Raw genomic sequence first — 24,938 nt, forward strand, 5'->3', positions numbered from 1 at the left:
CCCGCGAAGCCCTTCCCGCAAGGCCTTTCCGCGCGATTCGCGAGGTCGTCTGGAACGCGCCATCGTGGCCGTCCGGCTTGCGGTTTGATGTACGTCCTGTGACCCTTTGCCCCCACAATGGGACCGGAAAATCATCACGGGAATCACGGGAGAAGGGTGTGACCATGGCGGACCTCGCGTCCCTGCGGCCCGGGGACCCCGAGCACGTGCGGGAGTACCGGCTCACCGCCAGGCTCGGCGAGGGAGGCCAGGGAACGGTCTACCTGGGTGTTTCCCCGACGGGGGCACGCGTCGCGGTCAAGCTGCTCCGCGCGGATCTCACGCAGGACGAGGAGGCGATGGAACGCTTCGTCCGCGAGGTCAGCACGACCCAGCGCGTCGCGCCCTTCTGCACCGCCGCGGTGATCGACACCGGGGTCGACCAGCATCGCCCGTACATCGTGAGCGAGTACATCGACGGCCCGACGCTCGACGCGGTCGTGACCGGCGAGGGCCCGCGCGAGGGCGCGGCCCTGCACCGCCTGGCGATCGGCACGGTCACCGCGCTCGTCGCGATCCACCAGGCGGGGATCGTGCACCGCGATTTCAAGCCTTCCAACGTGCTGCTGGCCCCCGACGGCCCCCGGGTGATCGACTTCGGCATCGCCAAGGCGCTCGACCGGACCTCCACGCTGACCGCGATGGCGATCGGCACCCCTTCGTACATGACCCCCGAGCAACTGGCCGGGGAGAACGCGGGGTCGCCCGCCGACATGTTCGCGTGGGGCTGCACGATGGTGTTCGCGGCGACCGGGCAGCCGCCGTTCGGTACGGACAGCCTTCCGGCGATCTTCAACCGGATCATGAACATGGAGCCGGACCTGGGGGCGATCACCGATCCGGCGCTGCGCGACCTGGTCGGGCAGTGCCTGTCCAAGGACGCCGCCCAGCGGCCCGCGGCGGGCGAGGCGCTGCTGCGGCTGCTCGGCCACGCGGGCGGCCCGGGTGGCACGGGCGGCGCGACCGGTGCCGCGCTGCCCACCGCGCCGCGCGGCATCCTCGCCGAGGGCTCGGCCGCCGCGGCGCAGCAGACCGGCCCGGGCGGGAACGACCCGGGGCACACCGTGTACGGGCAGCGGCGTCCGGGCGGCGACGACCACGTCCAGCGGGACCACCGGCAGCATTCCGGGCCGCAGCCGTTCGCCCAGCAGGGCGGGCCGGGAGGGGGATACCCGGCCCAGGGCCCGCAGGGCGGCCCCGCCGGTTACGTCCGGCACCCCCAGCAGTCGGACCCGCACGGCCATGTCCCGCATCCGCAGCAGTCGGATCCGCGTGGTCACGCCCAGTACCCGCAGCAGCCGGACCCGCACGGCTACGCCCCGCACCCCCAGCAGTCGGACCCCCGCGGCCATGCCCAGAACCCCGAGCACGCCCAGTGGCAGGACCCTCGCGGCCACGTCCAGCAGGCCGGGCCCCACGGTTCCCCGCAGCAGGGAGCGCCCCAGACACGGCCCTTTTCCGGCGGGTACGCCGGTTCCGAGGGCTACGCGGGCGGCTACCCCCCGCAGGGCCCCGGGCACCCGCAGCCGGGATATCCGGGACACCCGGGACACCAAGGACCTCAGCCCTACGGCGGTCCCGCGACCTATCCCTCCTCCGAGAGCACCCCGTACCGGAACCCCGTGGCGCCGGCGTACCCGGGACAGGCGCCCCCCGCCCGGAGCCGGCGCCGGGCGTGGCCGGCGATCGTGGGAGGGGTGCTGGTCACCGCACTCGTGGCCGGGGGCGTCGTGCTGGCGCTGCGCGGCACCGGCACCGAGACGCCGGGGACCACCCGGGCGGACACCACGAGGGCCGCGGGCACCCCCACTCCCACCGCGCCGACGGTGCCGGAGGCCGACAGCACGATCAAGCTGCCCGGCAGCTCGCTCACGCTCCACGAGAGCGACCAGGACCCGATCAAGCTGAGCTCCTACAGCCTCGACTGGGACAAGACCCTCTACGTCCGCGCGCAGGGCACCGAGCGGTTCGTCAAGAACGGCAAGTACTTCCAGTACACGGTCAACGCCGACGGCACCAAGGCGCTGGGCACCGACCGGATGTACGACGCGCAGAGCTACGCGATTGTGTCGATCATCGATCATCGATCCGGCGCGGCGAGTAGGATCAGGATCACCAAGGCGCCGATCTACCCGACGCTTCCGCAGTGGTCGCCGGACGGCACGCGCGGCCTGGTCACCCTCTACGAGGCGGTCGGTGACATCAGCAAGGAGTACGGCTTCGCGATCATCGACGTCGCCACGAAGAAGGCGAAGGTCGTCCGCGTGAAGGAGAAGGACGCGGGCAAGTGGAGCTATTTCTGGCGGGGCGACGGCAGGGCCGTCGGCACCTGGGCGCTCACCGGCAAGACCCAGCGCATCCGCTTCTACGACACGCAGGGCACCGTGCTGCAGACCCTGCTGGACGTGGGCACCCCGATCACGGTCGAGGGCGACGACATCTCCCCGTCCGGCTCGTCCCTGCTGACGTACTGCAAGGACAGCAAGAAGGAGATCTGCGTCTGGTCCACCGGCTCCGACGGCCCGGCGAAGGTCCGGATCCCGTTCGAGACGGAGCGGCTCATCGGCTGGTACGACGACGAGCACATCGCGGGCTGGCGGCGCAAGGGCTCCGGCTACGAGGCGGTGGTGTTCGACTTCGAGGGGAAGGTGCAGCGGTTGCTGGCCACCAGCACCGACGCCAAGGAGTACGAGAAGCAGTTCATGCGCTTCACGCGAGAGGGTTGACATGAGGGAGTGGACCCACGCCGAGCACGCCGCGGCCGTCGCCACGGAGATCGCCCGGATGGCCGACGTCCTGAAGGGGCGTGACATGTCCGTTGCCGTACGGACCTGCCCCGGCTGGGATCTGGCGAGGCTCGTCACCCACACCGGAGGCGTGCACCGGTGGGTGGCCGCCATGGTGCGCGACCTGGCCGAGCGGCGCTACGACCGCGACGGCATGGACATGGGCCTGCCCACCGACCCGGGCGGCTACGCCGCCTGGCTCGCCGAGGGCGCCGCCTTCCTGCCCGAGGCGCTGCTGTCGCAGGACCCGGAGGCGTCGATGTGGTCCTGGGCCGGGGAGAAGCGGGTGCGGTTCTGGTCGAGGCGGATGCTCCACGAGACCCTGGTGCACCGGGTGGACGCCGAGCTCGCGCTGGGCGTCCCCGTGGTGATCGACGAGCGCGTGGCGGCCGACGGGGTCGAGGAGTTCCTCGACGTCCTGCCGTACGTGAAGTGGAACCCGGACGTGGCCGAGATCAGGGGCGGGGGCGAGACGATCTCCCTGCAGGCCGACACCGGGGCCGGGTGGGTGATCACCCTCGACCCCGACCGCTTCCACCACCGGCGTTCCCTGCAGCCGGGCACCGTGACCGTGCGCGCCGCCACGTCGGCAGACCTGCTCCAGGTCGTGTGGGGGAGGCGCAGCCCCGACGACTACGCCATCGAGGGCGACGGCGGGCTGTTCGGCTGGTGGCGAGGGCTCACCCAGATCTAGGGCCACGACCTGGTGGTGCTTTGTCAGGTCAGCCTGTTGTGGCTGGTCGGGTCGGCCGTGGGGTTTCTCCAGGGACGGCACGGGATCGCCGGGGGTGGCCGACGTTGGCGTGCAGGTGCGCCGTCGACATCAGAGATGAGTACGGGATGATCTCCGCATGCTGGCCAAGCGTGGCGCCGACGCGGAGCAGCGGCTCGACCGCCCTCCGCAGCCGTCGCTCGCTCCCGTCGGCGACCACGGCGGTGACGGACGCGACCGGAGAGCGGTCGTCCGGCAGCAGGTTGACGAGGGTGGACAACTCGCGCGGCGCTTCGGCCCTGGACCCGGACGAGCCGCGCCGTCCGGTCGAGCACCTCGGCGCGGTTCAGCGCGGACAGGTCGATGACCACTCCGCCGTCGTTGGAGGAACGCCCGGACAGGCCGTGCCCACCGCTTCGCACGGACAGCGGCAGGCCCTGCTCGCGAGCGAACCCCGGCGCGGCGACCACCTCCGAGGTGTTCTCGGGAACCAGCACGCCGGCGGGGTCGGCCACGGTCGTGTATGTGGAGCGCAGCAGCGGGTACCGCCGGTCTCCGGGGACGACGAGCCCGCCCTCAAGGGCGGCCGGGAGCGGAAGGGACGGGTTCCTCCTCGGAGCGCCCGCACCCTGGGCACGCCGGTACCCCATTCGCCGGCGTGAGGAGGTGCCGATGAGGCGCAACACGATGCTCAGGGAGTTCCTGCGCCCACGCCGTGCCCGGATGACCCCGGAGGAAGCAGGCGTGCCCGCCGGCATAGTCCGCATATCGGACAGAACTGGTGCGTCCCGGTGCGAAAAGCGACCGCCCAGCGCGCCCCAAACCGGCCCCGGCCCTTCTTCGGCCCTGCCTGTCCTGGCCCGCCGGGATTTGACCCCATCTACTCGCCGGGCCCGGCTCGCGTTCACTCGTGGCCGATCGCCGTGATCCGGGCGGAATCCGGCCCGGTCGGCGGCAAAACACCTTCTCGGGATTCGGCCAAGACACGGCAGGGCCCGCGCAGCGCTCGCCGCCGCGACCGGCGTCCCGTGGTGCCATGACTTTATGATCAAGATGTCTCAGGCGGTCACCTCGGCCGTGCTCGTCTCCACGGGGCTGTTCTTCGCCGGTCTGTCCGGCGGCACCGCGCTCGCGGACTCCGAGCCCTCCGCGGCGATCGCGGAGGGGAGCCGCCCGCGTATCACGATCGTGGGCGAGGGCACCGTGTCCACCACCCCCGACATCATGCGGCTGGACACCGGCGTCGAGGTGCATCGGCCCACCGCCGGGGCGGCGTTCAGCGACGCCCGTACCGCCGCCGACGCCCTGACGCGGGCCCTGATCGCGGCCGGGGTCGCGCCGAGGGACCTGCGGACCGACGAGTTGACCCTCGGCCCCGAGTACAAGGAATATCCCACGATCTCCGGCTATCGGGCCACGCAGGGCGTCGTGGCCGTAGTGCGTGACATCGACAACGCGGACGACGTGGTGGAGGCGGCGGCCGCCGTCGGCGAGGCGATCAGGCTGAACGGCATCTCCTTCGAGGTGTCCGACAACCGCGTGCCGCTCAGGCTGGCGCGCGACATCGCCTTCAGGGACGCCCAGACCCGCGCCACGCAGTACGCCAGGCTCGCGGGACGCGGGCTCGGCCGCGTCATGGAGATAAACGAGCAGAACGTCACCCCGCCGACGCCGATCCTCGGCTTCGCCGCGGGCGTCGACAGGGCGTCGATCAGCCCCGGCCGCCGGGACGTGTCGGTCAGCGTCAGGGTGGTCTACGAGCTCGAATAGGCCCCGCTCACGCGGTGCTCCCCCGACCCCGGGTACGCGACAGGTCCCCGGCACGCGACGGGCCCCGGCGGGTCACCACCCGCCGGGGCCCGTCCACGCTGAGGTCAGGGGGAGTCGTGGGACACCGGTTCCGGCCGTGGGCCGGGCCGGCCGGGAGCCAGGCCAGAGGACCGCGGGACCCCGCCCGGATCACGGCTTCACTCCGAGATCGGGCCGAACTTTCGCTCCGAGATCGGGTCGGCCTTTTACTCCGAGGTCAGGGCAGGGCCAGCATCCGGTCCAGGGCGACCCCGGCCCAGTGGGCGGTGTCGTCGTCCACGGTGATCTGGTTGACGACCTGGCCGGAGGCGAGCGACTCCAGTGCCCACACCAGGTGCGGGAGGTCGATCCGGTTCATCGTCGAGCAGTAGCAGACCGTCCGGTCCAGGAACGTCACGTTCTTGTCGGGGAACATGGCGCCGAGCCGCTTGACCAGGTTCAGTTCGGTGCCCACCGCCCAGGAGGACCCGGCCGGAGCCTCCTCGAGCTTCTTGATGATGTACTCGGTCGAGCCGACGTGGTCGGCCTTGGTGACGACCTCGTGCCTGCACTCGGGGTGGACCAGCACGTTGACGCCGGGGATGCGGGCGCGGACGTCGTCCACGCACTCGGGGCTGAACCGGCCGTGCACCGAGCAGTGGCCCTTCCAGAGGATCATCTTGGCGTTCTCGAGCTGCTCGGTGGTGAGGCCGCCGTTGGGCCGGTGCGGGTTGTAGACGACGCAGTCGTCCAGCGACAGGCCCATCTCCAGCACCGCGGTGTTGCGGCCCAGGTGCTGGTCGGGGAGGAAGAGCACCTTCTCGCCGCGTGAGAAGGCCCACTCCAGGGCGCGCCTGGCGTTGGAGGAGGTGCACACGGCACCGCCGTTGCGCCCGCAGAACGCCTTGATGTCGGCGCTGGAGTTCATGTAGGTGACGGGGACGGTGACCCCGGCGATCCCCGCGTCCTCCAGGGCCTCCCAGCACTCCTCGACCTGGTCGAAGGTGGCCATGTCGGCCATCGAGCACCCGGCCGCGAGGTCGGGCAGCACGACCTTCTGGGAGCTCGACGTGAGGATGTCGGCGGATTCGGCCATGAAGTGCACGCCGCAGAAGACGATGTACTCGGCGTCGGGGCGGGCCGCGGCCTCCTTCGCGAGCTTGAACGAGTCGCCGGTCACGTCGGCGAACTGGATGACCTCGTCGCGCTGGTAGTGGTGGCCCAGCACGAAAACCCGGTCGCCGAGCGCCGCCTTGGCCCTCCGGGCACGCTCCACGAGCGCCGGGTCCGAAGCGGACGGCAGCTCGCCGGGACAGTCGACGCCGCGCTCGCTGTGCGGGTCGACACCTCTGCCGAGGACGAAGAGCGGAAGCCCGGTCTCGGTGGTCGTCATGGCCACACCCCCTTATCGTCGAAGTGACGACTAATGATGACACACAGGATTGGGGCTTTATTCCGGGGGAGGGGGTTTTGTCCGAGGACGGAGGTATCTGTCGTCTCAGGAATGTGTACGGGGGGGCGGGTGTTGGTAGCGTCTGAGAAGGACGTCATAAACAGACAGCCGTTCCCGGGGAGCGGCTGACGCAGACGCGGGAGTCACCAACATGTCGGTTGAGAGCAGCGAGACCACGGCGCAGGGCCTGATCCTCAGTTCCGCGGCCGCGGCGAAGGTCAAGAGCCTGCTGGAGCAGCAGGGCGAGGAAGGTCTCCAGCTGCGCGTGGCCGTGCAGCCCGGCGGCTGCTCCGGCCTGCGTTACCAGCTCTTCTTCGACGACCGTTCGATGGACGGCGACGTCGTCTCCGACTTCGACGGCGTGAGCGTGGTCACCGACCGGATGAGTGCCCCCTACCTCGTGGGCGCCACCGTCGACTTCGTCGACACCATCGAGAAGCAGGGCTTCACGATCGACAACCCCAACGCCACCGGCTCGTGCGCCTGCGGCGACTCGTTCAACTAGGCGACCCGTTCGGCTGGGTGGGCGACCAGGCGGGTTCGACCGGGCGGATCTCGCCCGGCGAGACGAACCGGCGAGAGCGCCCGGCCCCGCGGGGTGACATTGGTCACCCCGCGGGGCTTTCGCGTGCCCGATCGGGGTAGCGAACGGAGTACGAGCGGGCCGCGAGAAAGGTCGCGTATTCTTGCGTGGCTCAACTTCCCGCGTGGCTCAATCGCCCACGTTCCGAAGATGCAGACAACGAGGAGAAGAACCCCGTGCGCATCGCCGTCACCGGCTCAATCGCGACCGATCAACTGATGACCTTCCCCGGCCGCTTCAGCGACCAGCTCATCGCCGGTCAGCTCGACCGGGTTTCCCTGTCGTTCCTCGTGGACGACCTACAGGTCCGCCGCGGCGGCTGCGCGGCCAACATCGCGTTCGGAATGGGCTGCCTCGGGCTGCGGCCCCTGCTGGTCGGCGCGGTCGGCGCCGACTTCGCCGACTACCGCTCCTGGCTGGAGCGCCATGGTGTCGACTGCGACTCCATCCACGTCTCCGAGACGCACCACACCGCCCGCTTCCTGTGTACGACCGACGACGACCACAACCAGATCGCGTCGTTCTACACCGGCGCGATGGCCGAGGCCCGTCTGATCGAGCTCGACCCGGTCGCCCGCCGGGTCGGCGGCCTCGACCTGGTGCTGATCAGCCCCAACGACCCCGAGGCGATGCTCAGGCACACCGCCGAGGCCCGCCAGCGCGCCATCCCCTTCGCGGCCGACCCCTCCCAGCAGCTCGCCCGCATGCCCGGGGAGCAGATCCGCGAGCTGGTCGACGGCGCCGCCTATCTGTTCGGCAACGACTACGAGAAGGGCATGATCGAGCAGAAGACCGGCTGGAGCGACGAGGAGATCCTCGACCGGGTCGGCGTCCGCGTCACCACGCTCGGTCCCAAGGGCGTCGTCATCGACCGCAAGGGCGAGCCGTCCCTGCACGTCCCCCCGGCGCCCGAGCTCGGCAAGGCCGACCCCACCGGCGTGGGCGACGCCTTCCGCTCCGGCTTCCTGTCCGCCCTGGCCTGGGGCCTGTCCCTGGAGCGCTGCGGCCAGGTCGGCAACCTCACCGCCACCCACGTCCTGGAGCAGGTCGGCGGTCAGGAGTACGAGCTCGGCCAGAAGGTCTTCCTGGAGCGCCTCGCCGACGCCTACGGCGCCGACGCCGCCGCGGAGGTGGCCCCCTTCGTGAAGTGCCACCACGCCTGAGCCCATCGCGCCTGAGCCGTCACGCGTGAGCCACCGCACGTGAGTCACCGCGCCTGAGTGATCACGCCCGAGCCGCCGTGCTTGAGCGGTCACGCCCGAAGCGGTCATGCCCGAGCCGCCGTGCTTGAGCGGTCACGCCCGAGCCGCCGCGCCTGAGCGATCACGGCCAGGGCGCCTTTCCCCTCGGCCGCCACGGCCTGGACGCCTCTCTCCTGAGCCGCCAGGCCCTGGCGCCCCTCCGGGACACCGCTCCCGAACCGCGGATCGGAGCCCCCCCGGATCGCCGCCGGACCACCCCCGGACCACCCCTGGATCACCACCGGGCCGGTACCGGATCACCACCGGGCCGTCGCCCGGCGGTGATCCGGCCGGTACCGCCGCTGTGCGGGTGCCCGCGCGGGCCGGGTGTCAGCCGCTCGCGTAGACGCGGTGCACGAACTCGGCCAGCTTGTCGTCGGGCAGCTTCCTGGCCAGGTCGGCCTCGCTGATCATGCCGACGATGCGGCCGTCCTCGATCACCGGCAGCCGCCGGATCTGGTTCTGCTCCATCTTGGCCAGCGCGTCCTCGATGCTCGCGTCCGAGGGCACCCAGACCAGGCCGGTCGCGAGGTCTCCTGCGGTCATCTTGGAGGGGTCCAGCCCCTGGGCCACGCACTTGACCACGATGTCGCGGTCGGTGATGATCCCCTTCAGCCGGTCGTCGCTGCCGCAGATGGGCAGCGCGCCCACGTTCATGTCCCGCATCATCTGCGAGGCCCGGTCGAGTGTCTCGTGTGCCTCGACGCACCGGACCCCGGTGTGCATCAGATCTCTGGCCGTCTCACCGCTCATGCCGTCCCCCCGAACCGTTTGGCGTGTTTTCGGGGGAGGTCATACCCAGTTTCAGGACATGTCAGTAATTGCGGCGTACGTGGATGGCCCAGCCCCGCTCCGGGAGCTCGTAGCTGCCCACGTGGTGGTGCGACTTCAACCGGCACCAGGCGGGGATGTCGGTGAAGGCGGCCGGGTCGTCGGCGAGGACCGAGACGATCCCGTTGCGCGGCACGTCGTTGATCTGCGCCGCCAGCATGATGATCGGGATCGGGCACTTCTTGCCCAGCGCGTCGATGGTCAGGGCGGGAGGCTGTGCCGCTCCCGCCGGAGTGGCCTGGCCGGACGTCATCGCGTCTTCACTCCCCGAGTGTTGATCAAAGCTTGACCCCCGCCTCCTCGCGCATCCTCCGCACCGCGTCCGGCAGGAAGGCGAGAAAACGGTCCACATCCGTCGCCGAGGTGCCCCGGGGGAGCGAAACGCGGACGTTCCCGTGCGTGAGCACGCCCATCGCCTCCAGAACATGCGACGGACGAAGCGTACTCGCCGTACAGGAACTGCCGGACGATACCGAGAACCCGGCCTTGTCGAGTTCCGTCAGCAACGCCTCACCTTCCAGGTAAAGACACGAAAAGGTGACAATGTGCGGTGCCCGTGCGACCGGATCGCCGATCACCTCGACGTCCGGGACCAGCCGGGGCACCTCGGTCCTGACGCGGTCCACGAGCGCCGAGAGCCTGGCCGACTCCACGACCGACTCGGCCACCGTGGCCCGCAACGCGGCGGCCGCCGCGACGATCTCCGGCACGTTCTCGAATCCGGGGACCCTGCGGCGCTCGCGGTCGTCCTCGGGCAGCGGGGTGCGCCACCGGGTGCCCTTGCGGACCACCAGCACGCCGACCCCCGCCGGGCCGCCCCACTTGTGCGCGCTGGCGGCCAGCACCGACCAGCCGGGAGGCAGTGGCATCCTGCCCGCCGTCTGGGCCGCGTCCACCAGCAGCGGCACCCCCGCCTCGGCGCACGCCGCCGCCACCTCGGCGACCGGCTGGAGCGTGCCGACCTCGTGGTTGGCGCTCTGCAGGCAGGCCAGGGCCGTGCCCTCGGCGCGGACCGCCTCGCCGAAGACCTCCGGATCGACCGCGCCGGTGATCCCGACGCCGACCGTCTCGACCGAGCCGCCGTCGCGCTCGTGGACGCCCGCCGCGTGCAGCACGCAGGAGTGCTCCACGGCCGAGGTGACCAGGCGGCGGCCGGCCCGGTGACGGCCGCGCAGGGTGCCGAGCACGCCCAGGTGCACCGCCTGGGTTCCGGAGGAGGTGAACGAGACCTCGTCGGCCCGTACGCCCAGGGCCTCTGCCACCTCGGTCCTCGCCTGTTCCAGTAACATCCTTGCCCGGCGGGCGGAGCCGTACAGTCTCGCGGGGTCGGCCCAGCCGACGTCGAGGGCCGCGATGAGAGCCTCGCGCGCCTGGGGGTGCAGCGGCTCCGTGGAGGCCGCGTCGAAGTACGCCACGCCTCAATCGTCGCACCACGCGCGGTGCGGGCGGGGGCTGCGGGGGAGGGCGAGGGGTGTCCGCGCTAATGTGTCCCCCAGCGTGAAGCTGTGAACTACGAAATCTTGAACGTGAACAAACGACCGCCCAGGAGCGACTCCTGGGCTTCATCTGTGGGGTAGGCGATCCGTGAGTCCGACCCGCCGTTCTGCACGGCGTCCGTTGGCCCGCCGCCGGGTGCCACGCGCTGCCGCTCTGGCGCTGCTGCTGGTTTCCCTGACGGCGTGCAGTGCCGAAGACTGGTCCCGGGGTGGCCTGCCCATGGGCGTCACCAAGCAGTCAGACGCTGTCCAGAATCTGTGGAACGGCTCGTGGATCGCCGCCCTCGCCACCGGTGTGGTCGTGTGGGGTCTGATCCTCTGGTCCGTTGCCTTCCACCGTAAGAAGAAGAACTCCAAGGAGGAGCTGCCGCCCCAGGTGCGGTACAACCTCCCGATCGAGATCCTCTACACGGTGGTGCCGATCATCATGGTCGGCGTGTTCTTCTTCTTCACCGCGCGGGACCAGAACTACATCAACGAGATGTCCGGCAAGCCCGACGTGAAGGTCAAGGTCGAGGGCTTCCAGTGGAGCTGGCGCTTCACCACGGAGTACAACGGCAAGACCGTCCAGGTCGTGGGCCAGCCCGCCGCCGACTACACCAAGGGCCCGCAGCTGGTGCTGCCGGCCGGCAAGAAGGTCGAGTTCGACCTCCACTCGCCGGACGTCATCCACTCCTTCTGGGTCCCGGCGTTCCACTTCAAGCGCGACGTGATCCCCGGCGTGAACAACAAGTTCGAGGTCGACACCGTGAAGGAGGGCACCTATGCCGGCCGCTGCGCCGAGCTCTGCGGCGTCGACCACAGCAGGATGCTCTTCTCGGTGAAGCTCGTCTCCGCGAAGGACTTCGACACGTACATCGCTAGCCAGGCGGGTGCCCAGTGACCGCACTTAACGAACCCCTCGTCCTCTCCCCGGTGCCGACCCGCAAGGGTTCGATCATCACGAAGTGGGCGTCGTCCACCGACCACAAGGTCATCGGACATCTCTACCTGATCACGTCGTTCATCTTCTTCCTGATCGGCGGCGTGATGGCGCTGATCATGAGGGCGGAGCTGGCCCAGCCGGCTCTTCAGTTCGTCAGCAACGAGCAGTTCAACCAGCTGTTCACCATGCACGGCACCATCATGCTGCTGATGTTCGCGACCCCGCTGTTCGCGGGCTTCGCCAACGAGCTCATGCCGCTGCAGATCGGCGCCCCCGACGTCGCCTTCCCGCGACTGAACATGGTCAGCTACTGGCTCTTCACCTTCGGCAGCCTCATCGCCCTGTCGGGCTTCATCACCCCGGGCGGCGCGGCCAGCTTCGGCTGGTTCGCCTACACCCCGCTGTCGAACGCGATCAGCTCTCCGGGAGTCGGCGGCGACCTGTGGATCGTCGGCCTGACCATCAGCGGTCTGGGCACGATCCTCGGCTCGGTGAACTTCATCACCACGATCGTCTGCATGCGCGCGCCCGGCATGACCATGTTCCGCCTGCCGATGTTCACCTGGAACGTCCTGCTCACCTCGATCCTGGTGCTGATGGCGTTCCCGGTGCTGGCCGCCGCGCTGCTGGCGCTGGAGGCCGACCGCAAGCTCGGCACGCACATCTTCGACTCCCAGACCGGCGGCGCGCTGCTCTGGCAGCACCTGTTCTGGTTCTTCGGCCATCCGGAGGTCTACATCATCGCGTTGCCGTTCTTCGGCATCGTGACCGAGGTGCTGCCGGTCTTCAGCCGCAAGCCGCTGTTCGGCTACATCGGCCTGGTCGGCGCGACGATCGCCATCGCGGGCCTGTCGATCACCGTGTGGGCGCACCACATGTTCCCCACGGGACAGGTGTTGCTGCCGTTCTTCTCCTTCATGACGTTCCTCATCGCGGTGCCCACCGGGGTGAAGTTCTTCAACTGGATCGGCACGATGTGGCGAGGCCACCTGTCGTTCGAGTCGCCGATGCTGTTCTCGATCGGCTTCCTGGTGACGTTCCTGTTCGGCGGCCTGACCGGTGTCATCCTGGCCTCCCCGCCGCTGGACTTCCAGGTCTCCGACTCCTACTTCGTGGTCGCGCACTTCCACTACGTGGTCTTCGGCACCGTGGTCTTCGCGATGTTCGCGGGCTTCTACTTCTGGTGGCCCAAGTTCACCGGCAAGATGCTGAACGACACGATGGGCAAGATCCACTTCTGGACGCTGTTCGTCGGTTTCCACACCACCTTCCTCGTCCAGCACTGGCTCGGCGCGCAGGGCTTCCCGCGTCGCTACGCCGACTACAGCCCGATCGACGGCTTCACCGACCTCAACATGGTCTCCTCGGTCGGCGCGTTCCTGCTGGGCGCCTCCACGCTGCCGTTCCTCTACAACGTGTGGAAGACCCACAAGACCGCGCCGAAGGTCACCGTGGACGACCCGTGGGGGTACGGCAACTCGCTCGAGTGGGCGACGTCCTGCCCGCCGCCGAGGCACAACTTCACCTCGCTGCCCCGCATCCGGTCCGAGCGCCCGGCGTTCGACCTCAAGCACCCGCACATCCCGGCCCGTGAGCTGGAGGAGAACCGATGAAGGTCCAGGGCTGGTTGTTCATCCTCTGCGGCGTCTTCTTCGCCGCCGTGGACGTCGTCTACTGGTACTGGTCCAAGGAGCCGGTCGGCACGACGGCGATGGCCATCTCGGTGGGCTTCGCGCTCATGATCGGTTACTACCTCATGTACACGGCCCGCCGCATCGGCGAGCAGCCGGAGGACGACAAGCAGGGCGAGATCAGCGAGGGGGCCGGGGAGCTCGGCTTCTTCAGCCCGCACAGCTGGTGGCCGCTCTTCGTCTGCCTCGCCGTCGCGCTCAGCGCGGTCGGCCTGGTCATCGGCTGGTGGCTCTTCCTGATCGGCGTGTTCGCGATCGTGATGAGCATGATCGGTTTCGTCTTCGAGTACTACCGGGGCAACTTCTCGCACTGACCCCGCGTCTCACCGCCACCTGAGCGGGCCGGCCGTGCGTCGCACGGTCACCTGAGCGGGCGGGCCCCGCGTTTCACGGCCATCCGAAGCGGGCCACGGAAAAACTTCCGTGGCCCGCTTTTTGGCGTTTATTTGGGGCTCGGGGTGGATGTCTTATGTGGTGAACCGCTTACTCCGGGTAATAACTAAATCAGTGGTTCAGTCCGGGACAGGGGAGTTCATGTGGGGCACGCGATCCGTGGTTCGAGCCAGGGAGCGGGGCTGCTGACTCTCGCGCTGGTGACGGCCTCCTGCTCGGGAAACACCGCCGTACAGGGCGGACAGGCGTCACAGGCGTCGCAGAACTCACCGGCCCCGGTCGCCGCGGCCGTCGTCACCGTGGCCCCTCTCGACAGGGCCACAGGAGTTCCCACGGACACCCCCGTCCTGGTCGCGGCGCAGGGCGGCACCCTGCGGCAGGTCGTCGTCAGGGCCGTGAAGGGCGCCAAAGGCTCCCTGCCGGGCGTTCTCAGCGCCGACGGCACCCAGTGGCGCAGCCGGGGCACGGCGGCTCCAGGGGCCTCCTACGAGGTCTCCGCGACGGCCGTCAATCCCGCGGGCGCCGTCACCACCACGACCTCCTCCTTCTCGACGGTGAAGAAACGCGAGACCTTCGCGATCGAGAACTTCATGCCGGGCAGGGACTCGACCGGGCTGACCGTCGGCGTCGGCATGCCGGTGATGATCACCTTTGACCGTGACGTCACCGACCGGGTCTCCATCGAGCGCAACCTGTTCGTCCGTACCTCCAGGCCGGTCCTGGGGGCGTGGCACTGGTTCGACGCCAGGAACGTGCACTTCCGCCCGAAGAAGTTCTGGCCCGCGGGTACGAGGGTCCGGGTCGAGGCCCGCCTGGCGGGGGTGCGCGGCGGCAAGGGCCTGTACGGAGCGGCGAACAGGACCGTCAACTTCAAGATCGGCCGCTCGCAGATCACCCGGGGCAGCATCCAGTCGCATTACCTCACGGTGAAGCGCAACGGCAAGGTCGTCCGCGAGATGCCCATGAGCGCCGGGCAGGGCGGCAACTGGAAGTACCACACGACCAGCGGCGTGCACCTCGCCATGTCACGGGAGGACGTCACCGTCATGACCTCCCCGGGCATCGGACCCGGTTCCCCCGGCTACTACCAGCTGACCGTCTACGACACCGTCCGCATCTCCAACAGCGGCGAGTACATCCACAGCGCCCCGTGGTCGGTCGGCTCCCAGGGCAACTCCAACGTCAGCCACGGCTGTGTCAACGTCAGCCCGAGCAACGCCAAGTGGTTCCTCGACAACACCCTGATCGGGGACCCGATCATCATCACCGGCTCGCCCCGCGTCCTGGAGCCGATGAACGGGTGGGGCCACTGGCAGGAGAGCTGGCGGCAGTGGCTGGAGTGGAGCAGCCTCAAGCACTTCAACACCGAGGACGTCTGACCGCCGACGTCCTGGCGTCCTCTGGGGGCGTCGGGGACGCGGGCCGAGTCCTGGGTGGCTCCGGCCCGTGAAAGGCCCGCAGAAGCCTCCTGGGGGCTTCCTGTGGGCATCGTGGCAGTTCGGAGGCCTCGTCGACGCCGGGTCGGCGATGAGCGCGACCATCGCCGGGCGACGCGCGCGGCCGTCGTCCGGCGATGCGCGCGACCCACACGGCCGTTCTCCGGCGATGAGCCCGGCCGTTCTCCGGAGATAAGTCCGGCCGTCGTCCGGCGACGTGTCCGGCCGTCGTCCGGATCCGGCGACACGCGAAGCCGCCATCCGGACCCTGGCTCACGTGCGCGGCCGCCGTCCGGTCCCGGTGACGTGTGAGGCCGTCGTCCCGTGACGCGCGAAGCGGAGGGCCGATGCGCAAAGCGGAGGGCCCGGACACCGTGCGGTGTCCGGGCCCTCCGGGTGGCGTCAGCCGTGGCGGGTCAGCGGGTCAGGGACTTGTCGTCTCCGGCCTTGCCGGCCGCCGCGTGCTCGTCGTGCTCCCCGTGACCCGCGCCGATGGCGTCGTGGTCCTCGCCGTGACCGTGACCGTGGCCGTCGTCGAGCGGGATCTTCTCGCCGCCGTACGCCGCGCTCATCTTGGCGCGGAGCCTGCCGAGCGGGCCGCGCATCCCCTTGGAGGGGATGTCGTCGCGGCTCTTCGGGCCCGTGCCGCCTCCGGAGACGATCGGGATCGCCTCCTTGCCGCGCATGTGGGCCTCGATGGACTCGTGCGGCGGGACGTGGACCTCGATGTACTCGCCGTGGGGCAGCCGCTTGATCACACCGGACTCCACGCCGTGGCTGATGATCGCCGCGTCGCTGCGCTGCAGGCCCAGGCAGATCCGGTAGGTGATGATGTACGCCAGCACGGGACCGGCGATGATCAGGAACCGGCCCGCGTAGGTCGTCCAGTTCAGCGAGATGTGGAAGAACGCGGAGATCTCGTCGTTGGCGCCCAGCAGCCACAGGACGCCGTAGAACGTGACCGCCGACATGCCGATCGAGGTGCGGTGCGGGTTGTTGCGGGGACGCTCCGCGACGTGGTGCTCGCGGCGGTCCCCGGTCACCCACTGCTCGATGAACGGGTACAGGGCCAGGCCCGTCATGACGATGCCCATCGGCACCAGGGCCGGGATCAGCACGCTCATCGCGAGCGTGCCCCCCGCGCCGCCGAAGAGGTTGAGCTCCCAGGCGGGCATCAGGCGCAGCGAGCCTTCGAGGAAGCCCATGTAGAAGTCGGGCTGCGAGCCCGCCGAGATGTCGGCGGGGGTGTAGGGACCGAACAGCCAGATCGGGTTGATCTGGGCGAAGGTGCCCAGCAGCGCGATGACGCCGAAGGTGAACATGAAGTAGGCGCCGGCCTTGATCATGAAGGCCGGGTAGAACGGCGCGCCCACCACGTTCTCGTTCGTGCGGCCCTTGCCCGGCATCTGCGTGTGCTTCTGGACCCACATCAGGATCATGTGAGCCGAGATGAGCGCGAGCAGGATGCCCGGGATGAGCAGGATGTGCAGCGAGTAGAAGCGCGAGATGACGTCCTCGCCCGGATACTCGCCGCCGAAGAGGAAGAACGTGATCCAGGTGCCGACCAGCGGCAGCGAGATCGCCACGCCCTCGGTGATCCGCAGACCGGCGCCGGAGAGCAGGTCGTCGGGGAGGGAGTAGCCGGTGAGGCCCTCCAGGAGCGCCAGCGTGAGCAGCAGCACGCCGATCAGCCAGTTGAGCTCGCGCGGCTTGCGGTAGGCGCCGGTGAAGAACACCCGCAGCGCGTGCACCATCATGCCGCCGATGAACAGCAGGGCCGCCCAGTGGTGCATCTGCCGCATCAGCAGACCGCCGCGCACGTCGAAGCTGATGCTCAGCGACGAGGCGTACGCCTCGGACATCATGACGCCCTGCAGCGGGCCGTAGGAGCCGGTGTACTCGACGTGGCCCATGCTGGGCTTGAAGAAGAACGTCAGGAACGTGCCGGTCAGCAGCAGGATGATGAACGAGTAGAGGGCGATCTCACCCAGCAGGAACGACCAGTGGTCGGGGAAGATCTTCCGCAGGTTGCGCCTGAGGAAGTTTCCCGCGCCGATGCGGTCGTCGACGAAGGTGCTCGCACCCTCGATGGGCTTGGGAACGCTTTCGATGCTCATTACTGTTGGGCTCCGTTCTCACGGACCTCGGCCTCGGCGTCGCCGCGCTCCCAGAAGCTGGGACCGACAGGGACCGCGAAATCCGCCGTTGCGACGAGATATCCCTCATTGTCGACGGCGATCGGCAACTGAGGCAGGGGCCGGGCGGCCGGGCCGAAGATGACCTTGGCGCCGTCGGCGGCGTCGAAGGTCGACTGGTGACACGGGCACAGGATGTGGTGGGTGGTCTGCTCGTACAGGGCGGCGGGGCAGCCGACGTGCGTGCAGATCTTGGAGTACGCCACGATCCCGTCGTGTGTCCAGTTCAGGTTAGTCCCGGATTTGAGCTCTTCGGGACGGAACTTGATCAGGATCAGTGTGGCCTTGGCCAGCGCGTTCAGGTCGTGCTCGTACCCTTCGGGCACCACGGAGAGGATGCCGCCGGGGGAGTTGAAGTCGGCGGCCCTGATCGGCGAGCCGCTTCCCTCGACGACGAGCTTGCGCGGCTGGCCGTCCTTGGTCTTCTCTCCCCAGACGGTGTGCCGGAGCTTGGCCGGGAAGTTCGTGTGGCTCGGGCCGAGGTCGCGCAGCAGGACCAGCGGGGCCAGGCCGAGCGGGGCGGCGGCGGCCAGCAGGGTGCGGCGCAGCAGCGGGCGCTTGGCGATGCCGCTCTCGTTCGCCCCCTGCAGGAAGGTCTCGGCCACGTAGGACCTGGTCGCGGGGTCGGAGGCCATCGCGTGGCGCTCCTGGACCAGGTTGTACTTCGGCATGACCAGGCGGACCCAGGTCGTCAGGCCCGCGGCCAGCCCGAGCAGGGCCAGCGTGAGCGTGCCGCCCAGCGCGAGGTTGGAGACCTGCGTCTTCTCGATGTCGCCGACCTGGAAGACGACGTACGACACCACGAAGCCGATGCCGCCCAGGAAGGCGACGAGGAAGCAGAGGGCGGCGTACCGCTCGCCCTTCCTCGCGGTCGCCTCGTCCTGCGGGACCACTCCGGGAACCTGGACGACGTCGGTCTTCCTCGGCTCCTCGCGGCCGAGAAGCGAGGTGCTCGTCGCCGGGGAGGGGGTGCCGATCACGCGCTTCGGCGCGCGCTCCTCCGGCTGTTCGATGTCGTGATTGTTGTCAGTCATTTGGCCTGTCGCCTCTTCGCGGTGATCCAGATGGCGGCCAGGGAGAGGAGGCTGAGCCCGACGACCCAGGCCACCAGACCCTCCGTGACCGGGCCGATGCGGCCGAGACCGGCGCCGCCCGGGTTGGGCTCCTCGCGCACGCCCACGATGTAGGCGATCATGTCCCGCTTCTGCTCGGGGGTGATCATGCTGTCGTTGAACACCGGCATCGCCTGCGGGCCGGTGATCATCGCCTCGTAGATCTGCCTCTCAGTGGCCTCGTGGAGCGGCGGTGCGTACTTGCCCTGGGTCAGGGCGCCGCCGGAGCCGACGAAGTTGTGGCACTGGATGCAGTTGGCGCGGAACAGCTCGCCGCCCTTGGACTTGTCGCCCTTGGCGGCGTCGACCTGCTCGGCGGACGGGACGGTCGGGCCGCCGCCGAGCGACTGGATGTAGGCGCCGAGCTGGCGGACGGTGTCCTCGTTGACCCAGGGCGCCGGAGGCTTGCGCGGTGCCTGCGCACTGGGGTTGGCCAGGGGCATGCGGCCGCTGCTGACCTGGAAGTCCACGGAGGCCGCGCCGACGCCGATCAGGGTCGGACCCTGGGCGGTGCCCTCGGCGTTGAGGCCGTGGCAGCTGGAGCAGCTCTGCTCGAAGAGTTTCTTGCCCTCCGCCACGTCGTCGGCCCTGCCGGACGCGATGGCGGCGTCGGCCTGCCGGCTGGGGGAGATCGCGAGCGCGACGGTGTAGACCCCGCCGATCAGGCCCAGGGCCAGGAGCAGGACGGCGTATCTCGCGAGGGGATGCCGCCGCCCAGCGGTGATCCTATTCACAGAGATCCCCGATTCCTTAGTGAATGCCATAGATGGTTACGAAAAGGCCAATCCAGACCACGTCCACGAAGTGCCAGTAGTAGGACACGACGATCGCGCTGGTCGCCTGCTCACGGGTGAAGCGCTTCGCGGCGTACGTGCGTCCCAGCATGAACAGGAACGCGATCAGTCCACCGGTCACGTGCAGGCCGTGAAAGCCCGTGGTCAGGTAGAACACGGAGTCGTACGCGGAGTGCGACAGCGTGTGCCCCTCGTGGACCAGCTGGCTGTACTCGTACAGCTGGCCGCCCACGAACACGGCGCCCATCAGGAAGCTGACGATGTACCAGAAGCGCAGCTTGGCGACCTGGCCCTTCTCGGCGGCCCACACGCCCAGCTGGCAGGTCACACTCGACAGGACCAGGATGATCGTGTTGGCCAGGGAGAACGGGACGTTCAGATGGGCCTCGGGCCAGGGCAGGCCCTGGCCGATGCTCACCGACCGGATGGTGAAGTACATCGCGAACAGCGCCGCGAAGAACATGAGCTCGGAGGACAGCCAGACAATCGTCCCCACGCTGACCAGGTCGGGTCTGCGGGACGAGTGCGCTGTCGTCGTCGTTGAAATTGCGGATGCTGTCGCCACGGGCAGCATTATTGCGGCTCTCCTGCTCGGGTCGCCGCACGACCCCCCGATAGCGGGTGCGCACGTCCCCCCAAAGTGGACGTATAGGGCAATTCGCTCGGGGCTGGCTCCGGCCTGGGTCTCCGGACCGGCTGACCGGTAGCATCCCAGGTGACCATACATCGACGAGGGATAGTGAGCGCGACCGTGAGCACCGACGACAAGATGAGGGTCCTCGTCTACAGCGACGACGCGAGCACCCGCGAGAAGGTGCGGCAGGCGATCGGCCGCCGCCCCGCCGGAGACGTGCCCCTCGTGGAGATCGTGGAGTGCGCCACCCACGCCAAGGTCGTCCAGCACTTCGACTCCGGCGAGATCGATGTCGCCGTGCTCGACGCCGAGGCCCAGCCGGCCGGTGGCATGGGCGTGGCCCGCCAGGCCAAGGACGAGGTCCACGACTGCCCGCCGATCTGCCTGCTGATCGCCCGCCGCGACGACCGCTGGCTGGCCGAGTGGTCGCGCGCCGAGGCCGTCGTGCCGCAGCCGATCGACCCGGTCGTCCTCGCCGAGACCGTCGCCGACCTGATGCGCCGCCGCCTGTCCACCCGCCTGTCCGCCCGGTAGATTCCCCGGAACCCCCCTGGAGACCTTCATGGACGCGCGCACCACCTGGCCCGCGCTGTTGTCCGCCCTGATCGCGGGCGAGCACCTGACGGCCGACGAGGCCGCCTGGGCGATGAACCAGATCATGTCCGGCTCCGCCACGTCCGCCCAGATCGCGGGTTTCGCGGTGGCGATGAGGGCTAAGGGCGAGACGGTCGCGGAGGTGACCGGCCTGGCGCGCACGATGCTGGAGCGGGCCACCCCGCTGTCGGTCGAGGGTCCCGTCGTCGACGTGGTCGGCACCGGCGGCGACCGGGCCCACACGGTCAACGTCTCCACCATGGCCGCGATCGTGGCCGCCGCGGCGGGGGCGAGGGTCGTCAAGCACGGCAACCGGGCCGCCTCCTCCTCCTGCGGCGCGGCCGACGTCCTGGAGCATCTCGGGATCGTGCTCGACCTGGCCCCGGCCGACACCGCCAGGGTCGCCGTCGAGGCCGGGATCGCCTTCTGCTTCGCGCCGGTCTACCACCCGGCGCTGCGCTTCGTGGGCCCCACGCGCAAGGAGCTCGGCACCCCCACGATCTTCAACTTCCTGGGCCCGCTGACCAACCCGGCCAGGCCCGCCGCCCAGGCGATCGGCATCTTCGACACGGGGATGCTCCCCACCGTCGCGGGCGTCTTCGCCGAGCGCGGGGTCTCCGCGCTGGTCTTCAGGGGCGACGACGGGCTGGACGAGCTCACCATCGCCACGACCTCCACGGTCTGGGTGGTGCGCCGGGGCGCCCTGGAGAAGGTCGTCTTCGATCCGGCCGCCCTCGGCATCCCCAGGGCGGCGCCCGACGCGCTGCGCGGCGGGGACGTGGTGTTCAACGCCCAGGCCGTCCGCGACCTGGTCGGCGGCAAGACGGGGCCGGTCCGTGACGCGGTGCTGCTGAACGCCGCCGCCGCGCTGGTCGCCCTCGACGGCGCGGGCGAGGGCGCGCACGACGGTGCCGGCGACGATCTGAACGCCGCGATGGCCGCGGGCTACGAGCGCGCGACGAGGGCCGTCGACTCCGGCGCAGCCGCCGAGACCCTCGACCGCTGGATCGAGGTCAGCCGGGCCCTGAAGAAGTCCTGACCTCTGCCGGAGGCCGTTCCGGCGCCGGGAGTCCTCCTCTCGTGGGCGGATGCAAGATCAGCCCACGAGAGGATGTGTCACCCTCGACAGCCGCCTTACATTGCGGTCATGTGGCGTGCTGACCTGCTGACCGAGCAGATGTTCCCCATCCTGCTGTCGTGCGCGGCGCTTCTGCTGTGCGCGGCCGTGGTGAGCCTGGTGTGGGAACGCAGGCTCCTGCTGCTGAGGCTCAGGTCCTGGGAGGCCAGGTTCGCCGACCAGGGGGAGGCGCTGGCCGGTGCCCAGCTCGCCGAGAGGCGGGCACGCATCGCCCGCGAGCTGCACGACGTCGTCGCCCACGGGATCAGCATGATGACGCTCGGGGTGGGCGCCGGACGGATGATCATGGACAAGGACCCCGAACGGGCCAGGGAGACCCTGAGGGTGGCCGAGGAGTCGGGGCGCCAGGCGCTCGTCGAGCTCCAGCGCACCCTGGCGCTGCTCGACCTCGACGGCCTCTCGGCGGGCAGGACGCCCCAGCCCAGGCTGTCCGACCTCCGCGACCTGCTCACCGAGGTCAGGGGGCGCGGCCTGCGGGTGGACGTGGTCGAGGACGGCAGGCCCGCCGAGGTCGGGCTCGCCCTCGAACTGGTCGCCTACCGCATCGTCCAGGAGGCGCTCGACAACACCGTGCGGCACGCCGGTGCCCGCTCGGCCCGCGTCACGCTGCGCTGGCGGCCGGGCTTCCTCGACGTTCTCGTACGGGACGACGGCAAAACCGTCCCCGCGGCGGCAGCGGGGCACGGCCTGCTCGGCATGCGCGAGCGGGCCACCCTCTTCGGCGGGACGCTGGCGGCCGGGACCCTGCCCGGAGGAGGTTTCGAGGTGCGGGCGCGGCTGCCCACCACGGGTGAGAGCGGCGGCCGCGGCGGTGAGGGCGACGTCACCGTCACCTTCGCGCCGCGCCCGGCCTCCGCGGGCGCGGCGGCCCTCGTCGGACCGGCCGAGCCGCGCCCGGGCCCCGACGGCGCCGATGGGACGGTCCCCATCCGGCCCGCCGGTCCGCGTCCGGGCGGGTGAGGATCAGTCGGAGTCGCCGAGGCCGATCGAGAAGGCGGCCTCCAGGTCGTGCCGCGAGTAGGCGCGGAAGGCGACGTGGGTCTCGGTGTGCAGCACCCCGTCGACCTTGTTGATCCGGCCGGGGACGACCTCGGCGATCTCCTCGTAGGCGGGGACGCGGACCATCGCCATCAGGTCGTACTCCCCGGTTATGGAGTAGACCTCGCTCACCCCGTCGATCTCGGCGACCGTCTGGGCGACCTCGGAGATCCGGTCCACCTCGGCGTTGATGTGAACGATCGCGGTGACCACGAGCTTCCTCCTCGTTGAGTGCGGCATTCCGCCTCAGAAGCTATCAGCGCGGGAGTCAGCGCAGCGGTCGGCCCTCGCGCGCGCGACGCGGCTCGGCCGTCTGGTAGGCGTGGTCGATGCGGGCCTTGAGCCGCCCCGCCCCCGAGACGGGCAGGCTCCAGGTGCCCTCGACCTGCACCAGCCGCACCCCGGCGGACTCCAGCCAGCGCAGGACGCACTCGGTCTCCTCGGCGCTGGCCGCGTGGACCGGCCCGGGGCCCGGCGGCACCGTCTCCGCGGTGGCGGTGAGCGCCTCGACGAACGGGGTGGGATGGGCGCCCTTCGGCATCACCCCGGCCGAGGCGAGCCGTCCGTACCGGATGACGTGGATCTCCCAGGCGCCGCCCGGCAGGGGGGCGGCGGCGATCATCTGGGAGATCGCGGTGAGCGACCGCAGCCGCTGCATGCGGGCCGAGGTGCGGACGTAGGAGGCGAGCCGGTCGCGGTCGGCCGCGGCCTCCTCGTAGCGCTGGTCGAGGGCGAGCCGCTCCATCCTGGCCTCGATCGCGGAGAAGACCGGGGCCGCGTCCAGCTCCATCGCCCGGCGGGCCGCCACGACGTGCACGGCGTACTCGCCGGGGCTCTGGCGGCCCTCGCACGGCGCCCCGCACTTCCCGATCTCGGCGAGGGCGCAGGCGGAACGCCTGGTGCGCGGGGTGATCCGCTCGGTGCACTGCCGCAGCGGGACCGTCTCGTGCAGGGCCGTGCGGGCGTCCTCGGCGGCGCGGGTGCTGTTGAAAGGGCCCAGGTAGGAGGCCTGGTCGTCCTTGACCTCGCGGACGACCGACAGGCGGGGGAACGGCTCGTCGGTCAGCTTGAGCCAGAACATCTTCTCGGGGAAGCGCGACCTGCGGTTGTAGCGGGGCTTGGCCGAGCCGATCAGCCGCAGCTCCCTGACCTCGGCCTCCAGCGAGGTCGCGCAGGAGATCGACCTGACCCGCGCGGCGACGCCGATCATCTCGCGGACGCGCGGCCTGGTCTCGCTCGCGGTGAAGTAACTGCGCACGCGGTTGCGCAGGTTGGTGCTCTTGCCGACGTAGAGGGGGTCGCCGCCCTCGTCCTCGAACACGTAGACGCCGGGACCCGCGGGCACCGAGTCGGCCAGGTGCCGCTTGCGGCGCTGCTCGGGGGTGGGCGCGCGGACGAAGCCCTTGAGCTCCTCCAGCGTGTGCACCCCGAAGGAGCCCGCCCGCTCCAGCAGGGCGTGCAGCACGTCGACGGTGGCCCGCGCGTCGGCGAGCGCCCGGTGGCAGGGCTCGGTGTGGCTGAAGATCTTGGCGAGCGTGGACAGCTTGCAGTTGGGCGCCTCGTCGCGGGTGAGCAGCTTGCGGGCCAGGTCGACGGTGTCGACCACCTGGTGGGCCGGCGGGGGATACCCGTGCGCGGCGCAGGCCGCCCTGACGAACCCCAGGTCGAACCCCGCGTTGTGCGCCACCAGGGTGGAGCCCGCCGCGAACTCCAGGAAGGACGGCAGCACCGACTCGATCCTCGGCGCGGCCACCACCATGCTGTCGGTGATGCCGGTCAGCACCGAGATGAACGGCGGGATCGGCGAGCCGGGGTCGACCAGGGTGGCGAACTCGCCGAGCACCTCGCCGCCCCTGACCTTGACCGCCCCGATCTCGGTGATCGCGTGCTCGCCCGCCGAGACGCCGGTGGTCTCCAGGTCGAACACGACGAAGGTGATCTGGCTGAGCGGGGTGCCCAGCTCGTCGAGCGTTCCCTGCACGGCGTAGTCCACGATTCACGACCATAGAAGCCCCGACCGACATTTACCGCACCGGGCTCTCCCCGGGCCGGTGCGCGC

Annotated in this window: 23 protein-coding genes and 1 pseudogene; 12 read left to right on the top strand and 12 right to left on the bottom strand. The window is 70.0% G+C overall.

Annotated elements, in window-relative coordinates; all coding sequences use genetic code 11:
* Nucleotides 1-164 precede the first annotated feature (164 nt).
* Nucleotides 165-2,765, top strand: coding sequence for a serine/threonine protein kinase (locus ACFFRH_RS01425; protein WP_344746173.1), 2,601 nt, complete (start codon nt 165-167; stop codon nt 2,763-2,765).
* Between the two features lies 1 nt (nt 2,766).
* Complete coding sequence (locus ACFFRH_RS01430) at nt 2,767-3,519, top strand: maleylpyruvate isomerase family mycothiol-dependent enzyme (RefSeq protein WP_344746172.1); 753 nt, start codon at nt 2,767-2,769, stop codon at nt 3,517-3,519.
* A gap of 28 nt (nt 3,520-3,547) precedes the next feature.
* Here ACFFRH_RS01430 and ACFFRH_RS01435 read toward each other — a convergent pair whose 3' ends face one another.
* Nucleotides 3,548-3,817 carry a hypothetical protein gene (locus ACFFRH_RS01435; protein WP_344746187.1) on the bottom strand — a complete coding sequence of 90 codons (270 nt, stop codon included), beginning with the start codon at nt 3,815-3,817 and terminating at the stop codon, nt 3,548-3,550.
* A 28-nt stretch (nt 3,818-3,845) separates the two neighbouring features.
* A pseudogene (locus tag ACFFRH_RS01440) lies at nt 3,846-4,304 on the bottom strand (FAD-binding protein); the annotation flags it as partial.
* A 277-nt stretch (nt 4,305-4,581) separates the two neighbouring features.
* On the opposite strand from ACFFRH_RS01440, the gene ACFFRH_RS01445 reads away from it, so the two are divergent.
* Nucleotides 4,582-5,307, top strand: a complete 726-nt coding sequence (locus ACFFRH_RS01445; RefSeq protein WP_344746171.1) for an SIMPL domain-containing protein — start codon at nt 4,582-4,584, stop codon at nt 5,305-5,307.
* 256 nt (nt 5,308-5,563) lie between these two features.
* Here ACFFRH_RS01445 and nadA read toward each other — a convergent pair whose 3' ends face one another.
* On the bottom strand, nt 5,564-6,718 hold the full coding sequence (nadA, locus tag ACFFRH_RS01450) for a quinolinate synthase NadA (RefSeq protein WP_344746170.1): 1,155 nt from the start codon (nt 6,716-6,718) through the stop codon (nt 5,564-5,566).
* 211 nt (nt 6,719-6,929) lie between these two features.
* Here nadA and ACFFRH_RS01455 point away from each other — a divergent pair, with 211 nt between their 5' ends.
* Nucleotides 6,930-7,283 (top strand): HesB/IscA family protein, encoded by a 354-nt coding sequence (locus tag ACFFRH_RS01455; RefSeq protein ID WP_030910261.1) that lies wholly within the window; start codon nt 6,930-6,932, stop codon nt 7,281-7,283.
* A gap of 254 nt (nt 7,284-7,537) precedes the next feature.
* Nucleotides 7,538-8,524: a carbohydrate kinase family protein gene (locus ACFFRH_RS01460; protein ID WP_344746169.1), complete on the top strand. Its 987-nt coding sequence runs from the start codon at nt 7,538-7,540 to the stop codon at nt 8,522-8,524.
* A 408-nt stretch (nt 8,525-8,932) separates the two neighbouring features.
* On the opposite strand, the gene ACFFRH_RS01465 is transcribed toward ACFFRH_RS01460, so the two are convergent.
* The 3 genes from ACFFRH_RS01465 to ACFFRH_RS01475 all read right to left on the bottom strand — a co-directional run bounded on the left by ACFFRH_RS01465 (nt 8,933) and on the right by ACFFRH_RS01475 (nt 10,848).
* Nucleotides 8,933-9,355 (bottom strand): CBS domain-containing protein, encoded by a 423-nt coding sequence (locus tag ACFFRH_RS01465; RefSeq protein ID WP_344746168.1) that lies wholly within the window; start codon nt 9,353-9,355, stop codon nt 8,933-8,935.
* Between the two features lie 61 nt (nt 9,356-9,416).
* Entirely contained in the window at nt 9,417-9,686 is a 270-nt protein-coding gene (locus ACFFRH_RS01470; RefSeq protein ID WP_344746167.1) for a sulfurtransferase TusA family protein, read from the bottom strand.
* A 25-nt stretch (nt 9,687-9,711) separates the two neighbouring features.
* Nucleotides 9,712-10,848 (bottom strand): cysteine desulfurase family protein, encoded by a 1,137-nt coding sequence (locus ACFFRH_RS01475; protein WP_344746166.1) that lies wholly within the window; start codon nt 10,846-10,848, stop codon nt 9,712-9,714.
* Nucleotides 10,849-11,065: 217 nt separating this feature from the next.
* Here ACFFRH_RS01475 and ctaC point away from each other — a divergent pair, with 217 nt between their 5' ends.
* The 4 genes from ctaC (at nt 11,066) to ACFFRH_RS01495 (ending at nt 15,317) form a co-directional block, all read left to right on the top strand.
* Entirely contained in the window at nt 11,066-11,812 is a 747-nt protein-coding gene (ctaC, locus tag ACFFRH_RS01480; RefSeq protein WP_386153428.1) for an aa3-type cytochrome oxidase subunit II, read from the top strand.
* Nucleotides 11,809-13,467: an aa3-type cytochrome oxidase subunit I gene (ctaD, locus tag ACFFRH_RS01485; RefSeq protein WP_386153431.1), complete on the top strand. Its 1,659-nt coding sequence runs from the start codon at nt 11,809-11,811 to the stop codon at nt 13,465-13,467. The genes ctaC and ctaD overlap by 4 nt, the downstream gene beginning before the upstream one ends.
* Nucleotides 13,464-13,859, top strand: coding sequence for a cytochrome c oxidase subunit 4 (locus tag ACFFRH_RS01490; protein ID WP_344746161.1), 396 nt, complete (start codon nt 13,464-13,466; stop codon nt 13,857-13,859). The genes ctaD and ACFFRH_RS01490 overlap by 4 nt, the downstream gene beginning before the upstream one ends.
* A gap of 222 nt (nt 13,860-14,081) precedes the next feature.
* Nucleotides 14,082-15,317 (top strand): L,D-transpeptidase, encoded by a 1,236-nt coding sequence (locus tag ACFFRH_RS01495; RefSeq protein ID WP_386153434.1) that lies wholly within the window; start codon nt 14,082-14,084, stop codon nt 15,315-15,317.
* Nucleotides 15,318-15,790: 473 nt separating this feature from the next.
* Here the strand turns inward: ACFFRH_RS01495 and qcrB are convergent, their stop codons facing one another.
* The 4 genes from qcrB to ctaE are packed head-to-tail and all read right to left on the bottom strand — an operon-like array spanning nt 15,791 to nt 20,049.
* Nucleotides 15,791-17,491 (bottom strand): cytochrome bc1 complex cytochrome b subunit, encoded by a 1,701-nt coding sequence (qcrB, locus tag ACFFRH_RS01500; RefSeq protein ID WP_386153437.1) that lies wholly within the window; start codon nt 17,489-17,491, stop codon nt 15,791-15,793.
* Nucleotides 17,491-18,603, bottom strand: coding sequence for a cytochrome bc1 complex Rieske iron-sulfur subunit (gene qcrA, locus ACFFRH_RS01505; RefSeq protein ID WP_386153440.1), 1,113 nt, complete (start codon nt 18,601-18,603; stop codon nt 17,491-17,493). The genes qcrB and qcrA overlap by 1 nt, the downstream gene beginning before the upstream one ends.
* Nucleotides 18,600-19,415: a cytochrome bc1 complex diheme cytochrome c subunit gene (gene qcrC, locus ACFFRH_RS01510; protein WP_386153443.1), complete on the bottom strand. Its 816-nt coding sequence runs from the start codon at nt 19,413-19,415 to the stop codon at nt 18,600-18,602. The genes qcrA and qcrC overlap by 4 nt, the downstream gene beginning before the upstream one ends.
* A 16-nt stretch (nt 19,416-19,431) precedes the next feature.
* Entirely contained in the window at nt 19,432-20,049 is a 618-nt protein-coding gene (gene ctaE / locus ACFFRH_RS01515; RefSeq protein ID WP_386153446.1) for an aa3-type cytochrome oxidase subunit III, read from the bottom strand.
* A gap of 195 nt (nt 20,050-20,244) precedes the next feature.
* Here ctaE and ACFFRH_RS01520 point away from each other — a divergent pair, with 195 nt between their 5' ends.
* From ACFFRH_RS01520 to ACFFRH_RS01530, 3 genes are all read left to right on the top strand, one after another.
* Nucleotides 20,245-20,643 (top strand): DNA-binding transcriptional response regulator, encoded by a 399-nt coding sequence (locus ACFFRH_RS01520; protein ID WP_344917239.1) that lies wholly within the window; start codon nt 20,245-20,247, stop codon nt 20,641-20,643.
* A gap of 28 nt (nt 20,644-20,671) precedes the next feature.
* Entirely contained in the window at nt 20,672-21,742 is a 1,071-nt protein-coding gene (gene trpD / locus ACFFRH_RS01525) for an anthranilate phosphoribosyltransferase (RefSeq protein ID WP_386153449.1), read from the top strand.
* Nucleotides 21,743-21,850: 108 nt separating this feature from the next.
* Nucleotides 21,851-22,801, top strand: coding sequence for a sensor histidine kinase (locus ACFFRH_RS01530; protein WP_386153452.1), 951 nt, complete (start codon nt 21,851-21,853; stop codon nt 22,799-22,801).
* 3 nt (nt 22,802-22,804) lie between these two features.
* Here the strand turns inward: ACFFRH_RS01530 and ACFFRH_RS01535 are convergent, their stop codons facing one another.
* Nucleotides 22,805-23,092: an Lrp/AsnC family transcriptional regulator gene (locus ACFFRH_RS01535; protein WP_386153455.1), complete on the bottom strand. Its 288-nt coding sequence runs from the start codon at nt 23,090-23,092 to the stop codon at nt 22,805-22,807.
* Nucleotides 23,093-23,147: 55 nt separating this feature from the next.
* Nucleotides 23,148-24,872: a DEDD exonuclease domain-containing protein gene (locus ACFFRH_RS01540; RefSeq protein ID WP_386153458.1), complete on the bottom strand. Its 1,725-nt coding sequence runs from the start codon at nt 24,870-24,872 to the stop codon at nt 23,148-23,150.
* Nucleotides 24,873-24,938: the final 66 nt, after the last annotated feature.

Origin of the sequence: Streptosporangium vulgare, assembly GCF_042428775.1 — a bacterium.
In the GTDB taxonomy this organism is placed as follows: Bacteria; Actinomycetota; Actinomycetes; order Streptosporangiales; family Streptosporangiaceae; genus Streptosporangium; species Streptosporangium vulgare.